At 37.5% G+C, this 15,242-nt stretch carries 16 protein-coding genes and 1 pseudogene; 8 read left to right on the forward strand and 9 right to left on the reverse strand.

Annotation, left to right across the window (positions count from 1 at the left end; translation table 11 throughout):
* Positions 1-43: 43 nt before the first annotated feature.
* The 4 genes from phnC (at position 44) to D9780_RS15190 (ending at position 4,415) form a co-directional block, all read left to right on the forward strand.
* On the forward strand, positions 44-820 hold the full coding sequence (phnC, locus tag D9780_RS15175) for a phosphonate ABC transporter ATP-binding protein (RefSeq protein WP_073013031.1): 777 nt from the start codon (positions 44-46) through the stop codon (positions 818-820).
* 20 nt (positions 821-840) lie between these two features.
* Positions 841-1,632, forward strand: a complete 792-nt coding sequence (gene phnE / locus D9780_RS15180; RefSeq protein WP_073013095.1) for a phosphonate ABC transporter, permease protein PhnE — start codon at positions 841-843, stop codon at positions 1,630-1,632.
* Positions 1,632-2,432: a phosphonate ABC transporter, permease protein PhnE gene (phnE, locus tag D9780_RS15185; RefSeq protein ID WP_073013029.1), complete on the forward strand. Its 801-nt coding sequence runs from the start codon at positions 1,632-1,634 to the stop codon at positions 2,430-2,432. The genes phnE (D9780_RS15180) and phnE (D9780_RS15185) overlap by 1 nt, the downstream gene beginning before the upstream one ends.
* 402 nt (positions 2,433-2,834) lie before the next feature.
* Complete coding sequence (locus tag D9780_RS15190) at positions 2,835-4,415, forward strand: bifunctional metallophosphatase/5'-nucleotidase (protein ID WP_121640662.1); 1,581 nt, start codon at positions 2,835-2,837, stop codon at positions 4,413-4,415.
* A 232-nt stretch (positions 4,416-4,647) separates the two neighbouring features.
* Here D9780_RS15190 and D9780_RS15195 read toward each other — a convergent pair whose 3' ends face one another.
* Complete coding sequence (locus D9780_RS15195) at positions 4,648-5,196, reverse strand: PepSY domain-containing protein (protein ID WP_162985893.1); 549 nt, start codon at positions 5,194-5,196, stop codon at positions 4,648-4,650.
* A 591-nt stretch (positions 5,197-5,787) separates the two neighbouring features.
* Entirely contained in the window at positions 5,788-6,390 is a 603-nt protein-coding gene (locus D9780_RS15200; protein WP_121640664.1) for a PepSY domain-containing protein, read from the reverse strand.
* Positions 6,391-6,724: 334 nt separating this feature from the next.
* Between D9780_RS15200 and D9780_RS15205 the strand changes: the two are divergent.
* Positions 6,725-7,033, forward strand: a pseudogene (locus D9780_RS15205) (transposase); the annotation flags it as partial.
* A gap of 236 nt (positions 7,034-7,269) precedes the next feature.
* Here D9780_RS15205 and D9780_RS15210 read toward each other — a convergent pair.
* From D9780_RS15210 to D9780_RS15220, 3 genes are all read right to left on the reverse strand, one after another.
* Positions 7,270-8,622 (reverse strand): sensor histidine kinase, encoded by a 1,353-nt coding sequence (locus D9780_RS15210; protein WP_121640665.1) that lies wholly within the window; start codon positions 8,620-8,622, stop codon positions 7,270-7,272.
* Positions 8,619-9,311 carry a response regulator transcription factor gene (locus D9780_RS15215; protein ID WP_121640666.1) on the reverse strand — a complete coding sequence of 231 codons (693 nt, stop codon included), beginning with the start codon at positions 9,309-9,311 and terminating at the stop codon, positions 8,619-8,621. The genes D9780_RS15210 and D9780_RS15215 overlap by 4 nt, the downstream gene beginning before the upstream one ends.
* 123 nt (positions 9,312-9,434) lie before the next feature.
* Entirely contained in the window at positions 9,435-9,998 is a 564-nt protein-coding gene (locus D9780_RS15220) for a GNAT family N-acetyltransferase (protein ID WP_121640667.1), read from the reverse strand.
* Between the two features lie 306 nt (positions 9,999-10,304).
* Here D9780_RS15220 and D9780_RS15225 point away from each other — a divergent pair, with 306 nt between their 5' ends.
* The gene (locus D9780_RS15225; protein WP_121640668.1) at positions 10,305-10,934 is read left to right on the forward strand and encodes a VOC family protein; all 630 of its coding nucleotides are present in this window, start codon (positions 10,305-10,307) and stop codon (positions 10,932-10,934) included.
* 375 nt (positions 10,935-11,309) lie between these two features.
* Here D9780_RS15225 and D9780_RS15230 read toward each other — a convergent pair whose 3' ends face one another.
* Both D9780_RS15230 and D9780_RS15235 read right to left on the reverse strand, forming a co-directional pair.
* Positions 11,310-11,630 (reverse strand): thioredoxin family protein, encoded by a 321-nt coding sequence (locus D9780_RS15230; protein ID WP_121640669.1) that lies wholly within the window; start codon positions 11,628-11,630, stop codon positions 11,310-11,312.
* A 68-nt stretch (positions 11,631-11,698) separates the two neighbouring features.
* On the reverse strand, positions 11,699-12,511 hold the full coding sequence (locus tag D9780_RS15235) for a DUF368 domain-containing protein (RefSeq protein WP_121640670.1): 813 nt from the start codon (positions 12,509-12,511) through the stop codon (positions 11,699-11,701).
* 314 nt (positions 12,512-12,825) lie between these two features.
* Here D9780_RS15235 and D9780_RS15240 point away from each other — a divergent pair, with 314 nt between their 5' ends.
* Positions 12,826-13,152, forward strand: a complete 327-nt coding sequence (locus D9780_RS15240; RefSeq protein WP_121640671.1) for a PadR family transcriptional regulator — start codon at positions 12,826-12,828, stop codon at positions 13,150-13,152.
* 5 nt (positions 13,153-13,157) lie between these two features.
* Positions 13,158-13,847 carry a DUF1129 family protein gene (locus D9780_RS15245; protein WP_121640672.1) on the forward strand — a complete coding sequence of 230 codons (690 nt, stop codon included), beginning with the start codon at positions 13,158-13,160 and terminating at the stop codon, positions 13,845-13,847.
* Between the two features lie 324 nt (positions 13,848-14,171).
* On the opposite strand, the gene D9780_RS15250 is transcribed toward D9780_RS15245, so the two are convergent.
* Positions 14,172-14,501: a type II toxin-antitoxin system PemK/MazF family toxin gene (locus tag D9780_RS15250; protein ID WP_121640673.1), complete on the reverse strand. Its 330-nt coding sequence runs from the start codon at positions 14,499-14,501 to the stop codon at positions 14,172-14,174.
* A complete protein-coding gene (locus D9780_RS15255; protein WP_121640674.1) occupies positions 14,501-14,770 on the reverse strand; it encodes an AbrB/MazE/SpoVT family DNA-binding domain-containing protein in 270 nt (89 codons plus the stop codon). Before D9780_RS15255 ends, D9780_RS15250 begins: the two co-directional genes overlap by 1 nt.
* Between the last annotated feature and the right edge of the window lie 472 nt (positions 14,771-15,242).

The following is a 15,242-nucleotide window of genomic DNA, read 5'->3' on the forward strand; positions in this document are numbered from 1 at the left end:
TCCAGTTTTAAAACAATCTTTCTATGATAGGGGCAATACATAAATGATAGAATTTAAAGACGTTGGGCTTGTGTACCCAAATGGAACCGTGGGTTTAAAGAATATTAATGCAACCATTAAAGACGGAGAATTTGTCGTCATCGTAGGCCTATCTGGTGCTGGAAAGTCAACATTCATTCGGAGTATAAATCGTCTCGTCACACCTACTAGTGGCGTTTTATCGATAGACAATGAAAATATATTAGGTTATAAAGGTAGCGACCTAAGAAAGCTGCGCACTAAAATCGGCATGATTTTTCAAAATTATAACCTCGTAAAACGAACTAACGTTCTCAAGAATGTTCTAGCTGGGCGTTTAGGTCATACTGGAACGTTAAGATCCATTTTAAACTTATATCAAAAAGAGGATATAAGCTTAGCATATGAAAGTTTGCAACGTGTTAATATTGGCGAAAAAATTTATAATCGCGCAGACGAATTAAGTGGTGGACAACAACAACGAGTAAGTATTGCACGTGTACTTACACAACAGCCAAAGTATATTTTAGCGGACGAGCCTGTTGCTTCTTTAGACCCGCCCACTTCCCATCAAGTCATGACATATTTAAAGAAAATCAATAAAGAAGATAAGATTACAACGATTGTAAACCTCCACTTTATCGATATGGCCATGGAGTATGCCGATCGAATTATTGGTATGCGTGCTGGCGAAATCGTTTTTGACGGACCTGCATCGGAAGTTACGGAAAAAACATTTGAAGAGATTTATGGACGTTCGATACGTGAGGATGACTTACGTGGGGGGGCGAACAAATCGTGACCAAACAATCAAGACAAGAGATGACAGAGAAAACACCTTCCATTTATCCTGTGAAAACAAAACTACAAATTACGATCATCTTTTTTATCGTCATTGGTTTTTATTTGTTTAGTATGTTTTGGACGCAACGGGAAATGGTCGGTGGTTTCGGCAATGCCTTAGGCAATATGTACGTCGTTATTGAAAAGTTTTTTCCACCTAATCTAGAAGTTATTCCAAAGGTTTGGGGAGAAATGGCGCAAACCATCCAAATGGCAATTATAGCTACCACATTAGCAGCAATCCTGACTGTACCTTTAGCACTTTTGTCTGCCCAAAATATAACGACTTTTAAACCATTATATCTCATTACAAGAACATTTTTAAATATTCTGCGCACGATCCCAGACTTAGTGCTAGCCGTTATTTTTGTTGGTTTATTCGGTGTCGGCCTGTTACCAGGAATTTTAGCATTATTTATCTTTTCTTTAGGCATACTAGCTAAATTGATTAGTGAAACGATCGAATCTGTCGATATGAATCCACTAGAAGCCATGCGTGCTTCAGGCGGGAATGTTTTTCAAGTTATTTATTTTGGGCTTGTTCCACAAGTTTTACCACAATTCACTTCCTTCGTACTCTATGTATTCGAAATTAATATCCGCGCTTCTGTCGTTTTAGGATTAGTAGGTGCAGGAGGAATTGGCTTAGTACTGGATCAACAACTCGGTTTTTATAATTATCCTAATGCCATGGCGATTATTATTTTAATTTTTATTGTCGTTATTGTCATTGAATTTATTAGCAATAAACTAAGGGAGGCTTTGATCTAATGGCTTCGTATTCTTTACCTCCTAAACAACCAAAATCAACCTTTAAAATAGTAAGACGAATCGTTATTTTCTTAGCTATCGTAGCGCTATATGTTTGGACTTTTCTTGGCATCGATATCGATTGGGGAAGAGCTTTTGAGCGGATGGTAAATAACTTCTCACGGGTTATCCCAAAACTGTTTCAACCTGATTGGTCTGCAACAAGCGAAGTGGCTGCAAAAATATGGGAGACCATATTGATTGCTTTTGCTGGCTCCTTGATGGCCGCAGTGTTAGCTATTCCATTAGGATTTTTAGCAGCTCAAAATATGACCAGAAGTAAAATCTTAACTGCTATTGGCAAATGGATATTGTCAGCCGTGCGTGCATTTCCTGATATTATTCTGGCAATATTGTTCGTTGTTGCGGTCGGTCCTAACGCTTTTGCTGGTGTATTAGCTATTGCAATTGGTTCAACAGGTATGCTCGGTAAGCTTTACTCTGAAGTAATTGAATCCATTGATATGCAAGTCATTGAAGCAATGGAGGCAAATGGGGCAAATAAAATTCAAATTTTATTTTACGGAGTTATACCACAAATTGTTCCGGAATTTTTATCCTATGCCATTTATCGATTTGAAGTCGATATTAGAGCTTCATCCATTTTAGGTATTGTTGGCGCTGGAGGTATCGGAACAATGATCATATTTGCTTCTAGCAACAGAAATTGGAATGAAATGGGATTAATCTTACTAGCCATTATTATCGTTGTTACAGTGATTGACTTTCTTTCCGCGCGAATTCGTCGGAAAATAGTATAGTATAGTTATTTCTATGCAATCCCACAGATTCCTTGTGGGACTACTTCCATAGTTACATGAACAAAGGCTCAGGGCGCCCGGTTAGCAACGTAGAGAGTGAAACGAATCAACGAAAGTTGTAGGATTCATGCTCCTGCAACAGGAGTATGCCGGCGCCCTCCGGCAAGCCCGTCTTTAGTCGATCTTCCTATTTAGGACGAACCGATGATGACTTCGCTTAGGGCAATGGAGTGAAGTCGCCTAGTTGCTTGGCGTTGGAGCTAGACATGGCTTATTCGGTTATTTTGTATACATAAGCCCCTGATTTTATACTTGCTTATCTTGTTAGAAAAACTATTTTTTTCTTATACGATAAACCCAAAAATTTCATCCCTATAAGTTACATGGAAAGGATGCTTCCCTTTGAACAATACGTCTGTCAACGTAAGCCTTATTTATACAAGTGATATTCACGGCCACATTATGCCGATTAATTATGGCACAAATGAAGAATCTGCAAATGGACTAGCAAGATATGCAACTGCAGTTAAACAAATTCGTAGTACGCATGATAACGTCATCGTCCTTGATAATGGAGACCTTATTCAAGGCACTCCTTTAATGACGCATTATGTGAAAGAATACGCTCATGAAATAAACCCGATCATTCAAGCCATGAACAAAATTAACATTAACGCTTCTGTGATTGGTAATCATGAGTTTAATTTTGGTCAATCTATCTTACAAGCTGCAATGAAGCAATCCGATTTTCCTTGGCTCGCTGCAAATGTGTTAGATGAAGAAACAAACGAGCCAAAATACGGGCCTCCATATATAATAAAGACGCTAAAGGACGGAATTAAAGTTGCCATTTTAGGGGTTACAACGCATTACATACCAAATTGGGAATCTCCAGAACATATTGCTGGCATTCACTTTAGAGATGCATATGAGACAGTAAAAACATGGGTCCCTTATATCCATAAAAAGGAGCAGCCTGATTTACTCGTTGTTTCTTACCATGGCGGATTTGAACGTGATATCCATACAGGAGAGGCTACAGAAACGCTAACTGGAGAAAATCAGGGATATGCCATATGTCAATTAAAGGGGATTGATGTTCTGTTAACAGGCCATCAACATCGCCAGCTTACAGACACCGTTCATGATGTATTAGTTATTCAGCCTGGAAATAACGCCTCTCTCTATGCTAAAGTGGATATTCAATTTACAAAATCTGCTGCAGGGTGGCAAATTATTGATAAGAAAGCAAGCTTGCATCATTTAGCTCAAACTCCTCCCGATCAAGAGATTGTCCATTTAACGAAAGAAGTAGAAGCCTCCACCCAACAATGGCTTGATCAGCCTGTTGGCTATATTAAAGGGGATATGACCATTGATGATCCATTGCAAGCTCGGACTCGTAAACATCCGTTTATTGAATTTATTCAAAAAGTACAAATGGAAGTAAGTGGTGTAGATATTTCTGTAACCGCCTTGTTAAACAATAACTCAAAAGGTTTTAATCAAACCGTTACCATGCGTAATATTGTCGCCAATTATATGTATCCGAATACGTTAGTCGTTTTGGAATTACAGGGTGCGGATATTCGAGCCGCATTGGAAAAAAGTGCTGCTTATTTCACGCTGAATGAAAATGGTGCCATTGTGGTGAATCCTGCTTTTGAAAAACCAAAACCGCAGCATTATAACTATGATATGTGGGAGGGGATTACTTACACGATAAATGTAGCCAAACCTATTGGAAATAGAGTGGAGGAATTATGCTATCACGGTAAGCCCATTACCGAAAAAGAGAACTATCATGTCGTATTAAATAACTACAGAGCAAGTGGTGGCGGTGATTACTCCATGTTTAAAAATAAACCTGTAGTGAAAGAAATTCAAAAAGATACCGTTGAATTGATTCAAGCGTATTTTGAGAAACACCCCACGGTCAAGGCAACTGTAACAGATAATTTCAAGGTAATAGCCGAAGCTTAGACACTTTCAAGTAAATTTTTTCCTATGACGCTACTCATTGTGTGGCGTTCTGTTTAAAAAGTTTAGGTGCTGTTATCTACCTCTTAGCGTTGTCTAGAAACGCGGGTGTCATACAGCACCTTCTTTAGGGATATAAGCATTTTAAGCTAAATTCAAGCTTTGACGATAAACATAACGATAGCACACAAGTTTTGGTGGCTTTTTTGCTCCATTTATCCATTAGACATGTCTACTAAAAGTCATGATCATCTTCTATTTCAATTTCTTGCTTCAGAATTTCTCCATTTTCAGCATGAATCTCAAATTCCGCTTCTTTCTTTCCATTTCTAAGCTCTATTTCATAAATAAATTGATTATCATCTCCATCTAGTTCCATGCTCATTACTTTGCCATCAAATTGTTTCTTGGCAATGCTTTTCGCTTCTTCCATGGATATCAACTTTTCTTTAGCAGCATTTATTTGCGCTTGTTCGCTATTCCCATTTTTCGTTTGGTTGATTTCCTTTTTGTTTTCTTTTAACACTTCTCCGCTGTCCCCATCAAGCTTTAAATCATATTCCGTATTTTTATTTATTACTTCGACTTCGTATACTGCTTTATGGCGATCCGTCTCTAATTCAAATTCAGTGATTTGACCATCGTATTGCTCTTGCACCATACTCTTAATTTTATCTCCATCCAACTTTGGGGTTGCTTCATCTGCATTAGAATAATATACTCCAGTACCCAAAATCCCAGCACCAGCTATTGTTCCGATAATGATTCCTAATTTCTTTTTCATTCCTATCCACTCCTTGTTTGTTGTTAGTTCTATCATAACCATAAGGAATAAGAGAACCTTGTGAACAAGATTAGAATTTGCTAAGAAAAGAATTAGTTACTAGTGAATTTAATTGTCGTGCTAAAGACCACTAGATTACTTTTTTTAATTGCGTATCAAAGTTCGTCATGAATAAAGGGCTTTGCAAAGACAAGCTAGATATATGAAATCGTAGTCTGTTCGACTAAGGAATAGTAGAAAATCCGTGTTATTAGCAGTTGTTGTCTCTATTTCTAGAAAAACTTGGCCTGTCGCCAAATTTTATGGCGAATGGCATAGTTTCTCTTATACTATAACCTTTATACTTTTATACTTCCTATAGTGTAAACACAAAAAAATAGCCCCTGTTCTCTCTAATACGCTCACAAATGGGTAAGGGCTATTTTTCTTATTAAAATTTGATAACGTCAATTCCCTATCAGAAGAATGGGTATCTATAGAGCATAGCTGGAACTCCGAACGATTTCTTTCATAGATAATTTGTTAATACATTTTCACTTTGCGTTTTTTAGCATACCTACCTCGTTCACGCTAATGCACTACCTATATAAGTTAATCTTCTCTTTCTATTTCGGTAAACAAGATTTCGCCTGTAAATGCATCAATCGTGATTTCCGCTTCATCTTCCCCATGAACAATTTTTACTTCATAGACAAAGCGTCCATCTTCTTCATCTAGTTCTAGTTCATCAAACGTACCAGCAAATTCCTCCAAAGCTAATTCTTTCGCCTTTTCTTCACTTATGACAACATTTTGTCCAGCATTATTATCTTGCTTTTTGTCGGGTTCACTCGCCTGCTCACTATTTTCGGCTCCATTTGTATCGTTATTTTCTTTTTGCTCAGAGGCTTTTCGGTCGTCTTTGTTCCCCGTAGATACTTCGTTTAATTGGATAACTTCTCCAGTTTTTTCATGAATCTTTATTTCATACTGTTTTCCTTTATGCTCTATACTTGCAACATAGTAGTCGTTATTTTCTTCTTTTTGAATATCTCCTTCTAGCGATCCAGGGTATTGGCTTGAAATAATTTTCTCTGCTTCCACCTTCGTAATAGCCGCTTTGGAAGCAGTACCTCCAAAATAAACAACAGTAAAACCAATGCCAACTACTGCTATTGCACTGGCTATACTAACCCACATCTTTTTTCTTTTCATAGCCACCCTCCTCGTATATTATGTTTAGGCGTTATTTTTCCGCCTATTTTATTCTAACTAATTTATAAAAATTGTATCTGCTAGTGCTACCGTTACTTTCCACTGCAGGCGGACGCTTTCCTCAGGGCTGATTGAGCCTCCTCACTCGCAAAAAACGCTCGTTGCGGGGTCTCAAGTCTCATGCTTTTCCCGCTGGAGTCGCCGCCTTCCGTTCCAAGTAACTTGGTTTGGACAAACTCATGAATTAGTAAAGACCTAAGATAATATGTCAAATGTCTTGGACGTTCCGTGATGTTCCTAGATAATGGTCTTAGGATCATTTGGGACAATTCACGAAGCGAAGATCGCCAAATATGCAGGACTCTGTTGGCGTAAACACCAATCTGGTCGCTTTACAGCCGGCGACACATCGTTATCGAATAATGGAAATCAGTATCTCCGTTATTACCTCGTTGAAGCCGCCAACTTGGCAAGAAGGCATGTTCCTGAATACAAAGAGTATTACGCGAAAAAGTTCGATGAAGTACCAAAGCATCAATACAAAAGAGCCCTCGTCTTAACTGCAAGAAAATTAGTGCGTTTGGTGGATGCGCTACTACGCAAAAACCAAATTTACACGCCACAAAGGAGCGTCAATACATGAAGTATAATTAGCTTCTAATCCTTTGAGTAATTTCCAGTATTTCACACATGTTTACTGGAGTCGGTTTAGGGTTGCCTTTTTTAAGCAAATTGTACCTTGATAACTAAAAAACTATTTAATTTTCACTTGACATACTACCGCAGGTCTTCAGCCTTTTCTTTAGAATAATTCATTAAGCTGAGAAACTCCTGTTAGTAACATTAAAATTTGCTGAGATTGCATGTAGAGATGAAGTTTTAGACAATGGGAAAAATGACAACAAACGTAGCACCTTCCCCAACCTTACTTTGCACCGTAATTTCGCCTTGATGCTCTTTTACAATGGCAGCAGCTATAGATAAACCAAGCCCCGTCCCGCCAGTATCTCTGCTTCTCGCTTTATCCACACGATAAAACCGATCAAAAATGCGTGCTTGTTCTGCCTCTGAGATACCTGAACCATAGTCACGAACTTGAATAAGCACCTGTTTATGTTCCATTTCTATACCTATCTCAACCTTATCTTCACTATATTTCAACGCATTATCAATCAAGATATAAAATACTTGCTCCAATTGATCCCTGTTTCCTGTTAGCACCACTTCATCACTTACATCCTTCTTAAAAGTAATTTCCCTCTTATATGCTGTTTGGAAAGTAGTTACTGTCTCTTCTAATAACGCAACTATATGCACTTGTTCCTTAGCTGCATGATGTTTGTTTTTTGCTAATGCTAGCATTTGTTCAACTAGCTTTCCCATTCGATCAGCTTCAGAATCGATTGCCTCCATCGATTCTTGAACGAGCTGTTGATTGTCCGTTCCCCTTCTTTTCACTAACTGTGCATAGCTTTTCACAATGGAAATAGGTGTTTTTAGCTCATGAGAAGCATCCGATACAAATGTCTCCTGTTTCTCAAAGTTATCTTTTAAATGGTCAATCATTGCATTAAATGTTTTTCCCATTTCATACAATTCATCTTTGGAGCGATTTTGAACATCAATCTTCTTCCAAGTAGCTTCTTGCATGTTCTCCCGCATCGTTTGAATTAAAGATTTAATCGGATTTAATAAAAATCGACTGAGTACATTCCCACCGATAATGATAGGCACTAACATGAAGACCGTTGCAATTAAAAGAACCGTAAATAACGTCCGCATCGTACTATGCAAATGCGTTAACTGCGTGGAAACCTGAAGTGTTACTACTTCCCCTGCGCGTTCCCCTACTCCCCAAATAATTGGTTTGGAGATAACAGCAATATCAGGCTCACTCCCTTGCTTCACGATAGCCTGTGACTCATTGGAGCTAAAGTCAAGTGGAATATCATATTGTACTGATTGTTGAGCAGAAATAAATATAGTTCTATCTTGATCGACTACCCGAATCATTCCTTCAGCCGGTGCAAACGAGCGAAATAACTCGTTAGAAATGACATCTGGCTGTTCTTTCATGGCTATTACTAATTGCTCCGTCTGATCAGCTAAATTTTGTAAGTCAGCCTCTGCAGAAACTTTATAAAACAACATATAAATAGCAGTGTTTATAATCAGAGTAAGAATAAGCATAAAAATGCCTGTGAATAGTTGAATCTTTGTTTTTAATGTCATGTTTCCATATCCTTTATCGTATAGCCAACTCCGCGAACGGTTTGAATATAAGCTTGGTCAAAGCCTTTATCTATTTTTTGCCGTAAATAGCGAATATAAACATCGACGACATTCGTATCTCCATAGTAATCAAAGCCCCAAACTTGTTCGATCAGCTGCTCACGCGTTAGGACAATATTTTTATTCTTTAATAAGCAGACTAATAAATCAAACTCGCGTGGTGTTAATTCAATTTGTTTCTCTGCCCGAGTGACTTCTCTGCTCTTAACATGTACAAGTAAATCTCCAACTCCAACCTGTTCATCCTCCGTTTGTTTTTTTATCGGATTTCGTAAATGTACACGAATTCTTGCTAATAGTTCTTCAATTTGAAAAGGTTTCGTAATATAGTCATTTGCCCCCAAATCTAGACCACTCACTTTATCATGTACTTGATCGCGAGCCGTTAACAAAAGGATTGGTGTTGTTTGGTCAAATTTTCTCACTCTACGCAATACTTCTAGCCCACTCCATTCTGGAAGCATAATATCCAACAACACTAAATCCCACTTCTGCTGTTCCATCTTTGCTAACGCTTCTTTTCCATCAAATACCACTTCTGTTTTGTAATTTTCATATTCTAATTCCAATTGCAACACTCTACTTAATTTCTGTTCATCTTCTACAATTAATATACGTGGTTGTTCCATTTCTCCACCTGCTTTGTATGATTTCTATCTACATTTAAAAAGTGTACGCAATGCATCCCGCAGAATAATTTGAATGATTGATGTCTCTTTTAACATATTAAATCTTTACCAATCTGTCTGTTTCTATTCTAATTTAGCATACACACAAGTATTACGTAAGTTTATGCCATCCACACTTTTTGCATCATGATAATGAATTCCTTCTAATGAGAAACCTAGCTTTTCAGGAACTGCCCGACTACGCTCGTTTTTTTCATCACAACGTATTTCCACTCGATTTGCACCTAATTCTTCAAAAGCAAATGTCGTTAAAGCTTTCACCGCCTCTGAAATAATCCCCTTCCCTTGATGTCTAGTGTCAACCCAATAGCCAATTTCAAATTTAGGAATGCTCCAATCTATTCGATGTAACCCCGTACAACCTAAAAACACTTTCGAATGTTTATCGAAAATATGAAAACGTAAATCTTCTCGTTGTAAAAATTGAATTTGTGCTTCCCGTACATTTACCTCGGTTTCTTCTAATGTTTGCTCTTTTTGAGCAAAAGGAAGCCATTGCTTTAATTCTCGTCTACTATATTGAACGGCTTCATAAACAGCTTTTCCATCTCCTGGAAGAGGCAAGCGAAGAAGTAGTCTCTCTGTATGAATTTCATGCGTAAATTCCTTTAATAGTGGGTTACTCATTTTCCATCTTCCTTCCAAAGTTCATTTTTTTCTATTATACTTAGTTGTAGCAGAATATTCAAAAGACTGTTTTCTTGCACGAAATGTTTAGAAAAACTTGGCTATCACCAAAGATAATTACCGTAGCTTTTCATACTATAAACCTTTAAAAACTTTTACTTTCCTATCATGCAAATAAAACATGAACGAAAATACATAAAGAAAAGCGCGTGGACTAAGAATCCTTAAATCACGACAATTCTTCTTTTTGTGCATTGTAATCGACATGAAACACAAATCAAATGAAGACAATTACGAGGAGGTATCATGATGCTGGCATTAGATCATATTGTTATTGGTGCAAAGAATCCCGAACAAGCAGCAAAGGATTTTTCTAGCAAATATCATGTAGAAATCGTTCCAGGAGGAGAGCATAAAAATTGGGGGACACATAATTACTTAGCTTATTTTGCCAATGATTGCTACATAGAATGGCTTGGCGTTTTTGATAAAAAATTAGCTGAAAAAGCGAATAATCCGTTAATCGTACAACTTGTCCATGAGCTAGAACAAGATAAAGAAGGAGTGGTCCAAATCGCATTCAGAACGAATGACATGGAAGATTTCCACGCCTATTTTCAACAAGCATCTATTCCTGCAATTGGGCCTATACTAGGAAGGCGAGAGAAACCGGATGGCACACCTTTAGCTTGGAAAATGTTATTCCCTCAAGCAGATGATCCAATGCCCTTTCTTATTGAATGGGAAAAAGGATATGAGAAATCACATCCTACTTCTTTTATAAACGAACAAATTATTGAACAGGTAAACATACATTTAACGAATCAGCTTCTTTCTACGTACTATAAACTTCCCGCCAAATCGAAACTATCATTAGCCAATACAACATTATATATAGAAGAATCGCACAGTACGTGGTCTTTTACGTTACATTAACTCGTATTGCACGGGCTTGAGAGGGTATCATAAAACGGTTTGTATGAAAAAGCTTCTCTGCAACTACTTTCCCCTGCTAAGGTCGGATTCTTTCACATAGAAAAGAGGCTTATCGCCTGTAGCAATAGCCTCTTTTTCTATTGTATGGGAAATTATATAATTAGAATAGCCACGTCTAGCTTCAGCGCACAGAACTAGGACACCTCACCTCATTGCCCTAAGCGAAGTTATCATCGGTTCATGGCTAAGGAAGGCTGTCTAAGAACCGGCTTGCTTCTCATCGTCGGCATATCCATGTTTCGTAGCAGGGCTCTTTACCTTTCGTTGCTACTTTCCATTCGCTACGTTGCTAAATCGGTGCCTACGCCTTTGGTATTAACCTAATTGTTGCTCAAGAAATTCTCTAACTGATTCCGGCGTTTTCGTATAGGCGCTATGCTGATGAGCCTTTTTCTCGCCATTTTGAAAAATAAGGATGCTTGGAATGCCCATCACATCGTATTTTTGTGCAATACCTTCCACTTCATCACTGTTTATTTCATACCATGCATATTGATTAAATTCGTCCATAATATCACCAATAAACATGTCCAATCGTTTACAGTCTGGACACCAATCCGCGTAAAATTTAATAATGACCGGCTTGTCACTTTTAATTGTTTCTTGAAAAGCAGCTTCCGTTGTTAAACGTTTCATTCTTTCATCCCCCTTCCGTAACTAATGTTCATTGTAGCGACTCTTCGGTTATTTGTCTTATAATCTGCTTACACATACTCGACTCTTCCTAATACATAAGCGGCAGTAAGACCTGCTGCAAAAGCACCAATACTAAGCAAACCTAAATATATTGATGCAGGCCAACCTGGAAATACGACAAAAATGGAACCAATTACCATACCAATGATAATAGCATATGTAGCGATCGTATATCTTTTGAAAAAGTAATTGACAATTTTACTCATAAAAACTAGTCCTATTAAAATCCCAATACCAGTAACAGCCAACACGTCGAGTTTAATTTCCGTAACTGCATTTGTAACAGTGCGATAGACACCAAAAATTAATAATAAAAATGAGCCGCTAATTCCTGGCAAAATCATAGCACTGCTGGCAATAATTCCAGAAGCAAACAACAATAGATACGTTGAAGTAGTCATGTTTGTAATAATCGTTTGCTCTCCTGTATTTAAAAACATCATCGAGCCTACGAGCACTAAACCAATTATTAGCAACAAGATATGGTTTCCTTTAAATGTTTCTTTAGCATTTGCTTTATAAAACAAGTAAGGCAGTATACCAATAATTAGCCCTAAAAAGAAGAACTGTGTCGGTCCGGCGTAATGTTTAAACAACCAATTAATCGCATGGCTTAATGTCAATATTGAAATGGCAACACCCATTCCTAGTGGAACTAAAAACCCTAATTGTTGTTTCCAATTCTTACTTAAAAATCCATTAATTGCTGCAATGAGTCGATCATAAATACCTAATAAAACAGCAATGGTCCCCCCACTTACGCCTGGGATAACATCACTGGCTCCCATTATCATACCTCGGTAAATATTCTTCCATTCCATACTGTTAATCACCTTTCCATAGTTCAACAATTTTTTCTACTAAACTCGCAAGTGCAAGCAAAAAGTATATATAAACCTTTTCGTATTACAATCTACTTCCCATTTATCCAGTAAAAAATTATTCGTTTTGCCTATTGCATTACTAGTTTATTTTTTTAATTACTTATTCATGCAAACACGGATAAAATAATCATATCAAATAACGGTTGTATTTTATAGATAAAGTTTGTAAAATATTTGTATAAGCTACTTTGTATAACAAGGTAGCTTATTTATAAAACTGCTAGCATGTTATACAAGGTAGGTTGAAATTTATGTCTTTGCGTAGTCAAATGTTAAAAGGAATATTAGAAGGTTGTATTTTATCAATTATTCACCAACAGCCTACATATGGGTATGAAATTTCCGTTATATTACAAGAATATGGTCTGGAAAACATTAGTGAAGGTTCTATTTATCCTATTCTGTTGCGATTACAAAAGGAAAAATTAATTATCGGAGAAATGAGGAAATCAGAAGCTGGGCCAAAAAGAAAATATTACCAATTAACTGAAGACGGAAACGAAGCACTAAAGGAATTTTATTTACAATGGGAGGCAATCAAAAATCCCGTTGACAACATTGTCCACCAAGGAGGTTAAGACGTATGAATGCAAAAGAACTAATTGAATTAAATAACGAAAAACGTACGCATTTAAATGAAGCAAATTTGGCTTATTATGAAAACATGCTCATTTATATCCGTTCAGCTAGTAATAAATCAGAACAACAGACAGAAGAATTACTCCTGGAACTACTTGAACATTTACTACAAGCACAGTCAGAAGGAAAAAACGCAGCAGATATTTTCGGTTATAACCCAGAAGCTTACTGTAAAGAGCTAATTCAAGAGCTTCCTAGAGAAAATTATAAAGAGCAGATACCATTTGCTATCAGAATCATTTTTCAAACCCTAGGTATGTTCAGTCTTTTATATGGACTCATTAACTTAGCTATGTATTATTTGTTTGGTATAGGTTCAGTAGCAACTTCATTTTATCCACTATCCGTATTCACAATACTGGTATGCTATCTGGTTATCCTCTATCTATTTATTAAAACGGTATTCTGGTGGTTAAAACGTTCGACGTTTGGGGGAAAACAAACGAATAAGTGGATCGAATTGATTCAAGCTTGGCTAGGAGCAACAGCATTTATTACGTTATTTGTCATTGTTATGCGATTCGTGCCACATTTCGGACCATCAATGCAACTACCAACAGCCAGTTTTATCGTCTTGTCCCTTATTTTCTATTTTATTGCGTCTATGATAAAAAGAAAAGAGCAACAAGGGTAAAGGAATTGACTCCAACCGGCGAAATACGCATCTCTTGTCTCTGGTATTTAAGTAGAAGGTAGTTAGAAAGCTTTACGTGGAATGGCGGGCATGATAGCATATTTAGTTTAGCTTAAGCTCCCTTTTCATATTGGCGTAGTGGCTAGTGAATCATGCCAGCCGAAGCTCCTTGTTCTACTTTTTGGCTAAACAACCAACATATATAGCAAGGAGCAAAATGATTCATAGTTTCAATAAAGTCTATAAAAACTAAAACCGGACAAGGTAACGAGTTTGGTTGTGAAAACACATGACTCCATACTAATACAAGTACAGCTTTGTTATCTAATTGACTAAAATTGTTGAAATCAAATCTATACATTCTTCGACCGTTTCAGTGGGTGCTCTATCTACTATTTTTAAACCCCTGGCACGCCAATCCAAACTTCTGAGCTGATCCGTCAGAATCACGCCATTTATGTTCAACCCATCCGGAATTTTAACTTCAAATGGATACCCTTTTTCTTTGGATGTGATGGGGCAAGCCATTAAAAAAGATGCTCCATTAAATGTTTTTGGTGACAGAACCAAAGCTGGTCGATACCCTGCCTGTTCGTGACCTGATTGCGGACTGATATTTAGTAAAATCAAATCTCCTTTGTCTGGTATTTCCATTACCGAATCTCAGCTCCTTCGGCTTTCCCCCAATCAATCTCATCGTGGCGATTTTCAGACGTTATCTTCGCCATCAATTCTTCCAGTGTTTGTTTCTTCTTTGCTGGTACAATTTTAAGTTCTCTATTTTCAACCCTAAGCTCTACTTCGGTGCCTTGGACTATTTTTATTTCGTCTGCCATATTGGAAGGTATTCTAACGGCAAGACTATTTCCCCACTTTTGAACTTTTGTCGTCACACGAACCCCTCCTTTACTATTCTTTGTCATTATTATACCACCTTTCCAAACGATTGTATACACATAGTATATACAAATGGGCGCAATTTAATACCAACTAGTTTACCCGACACTACTGTTCTAAAAAGTACTGACCTGAGTTATTGGGAGACCGGTGAAAAGATTGACGTAAGTGAATGGAAACGTTTTAGAATTATATCGGTGCCCTATCGGGACGACCGTACATCTGAATGTGACGGTGGATGAGGAGAATGCCCATCCAACCAATTACTTGTTACTCATTATATGTGTGTTACGTAATAAGCGCACATAAAATCCCTCCCGATGTGCACCTAGTGCGACATGGCGCACAGATAAATTGAACAAACCTATTCGTACATATTGGAGAGATTTCTCATGGAAAATAAACAATCGCCCGTTCGTCTAAATGAAGGAGCTTACTATCCGTCGAAGAACTTACTCGCGGAAATGGCGAAACAATTCCAGGCTCCGGTCACCCGCC

The sequence above is a fragment of the Virgibacillus sp. Bac330 genome (assembly GCF_003667845.1).
Taxonomy (GTDB): Bacteria; Bacillota; Bacilli; order Bacillales; family Amphibacillaceae; genus Virgibacillus; species Virgibacillus chiguensis.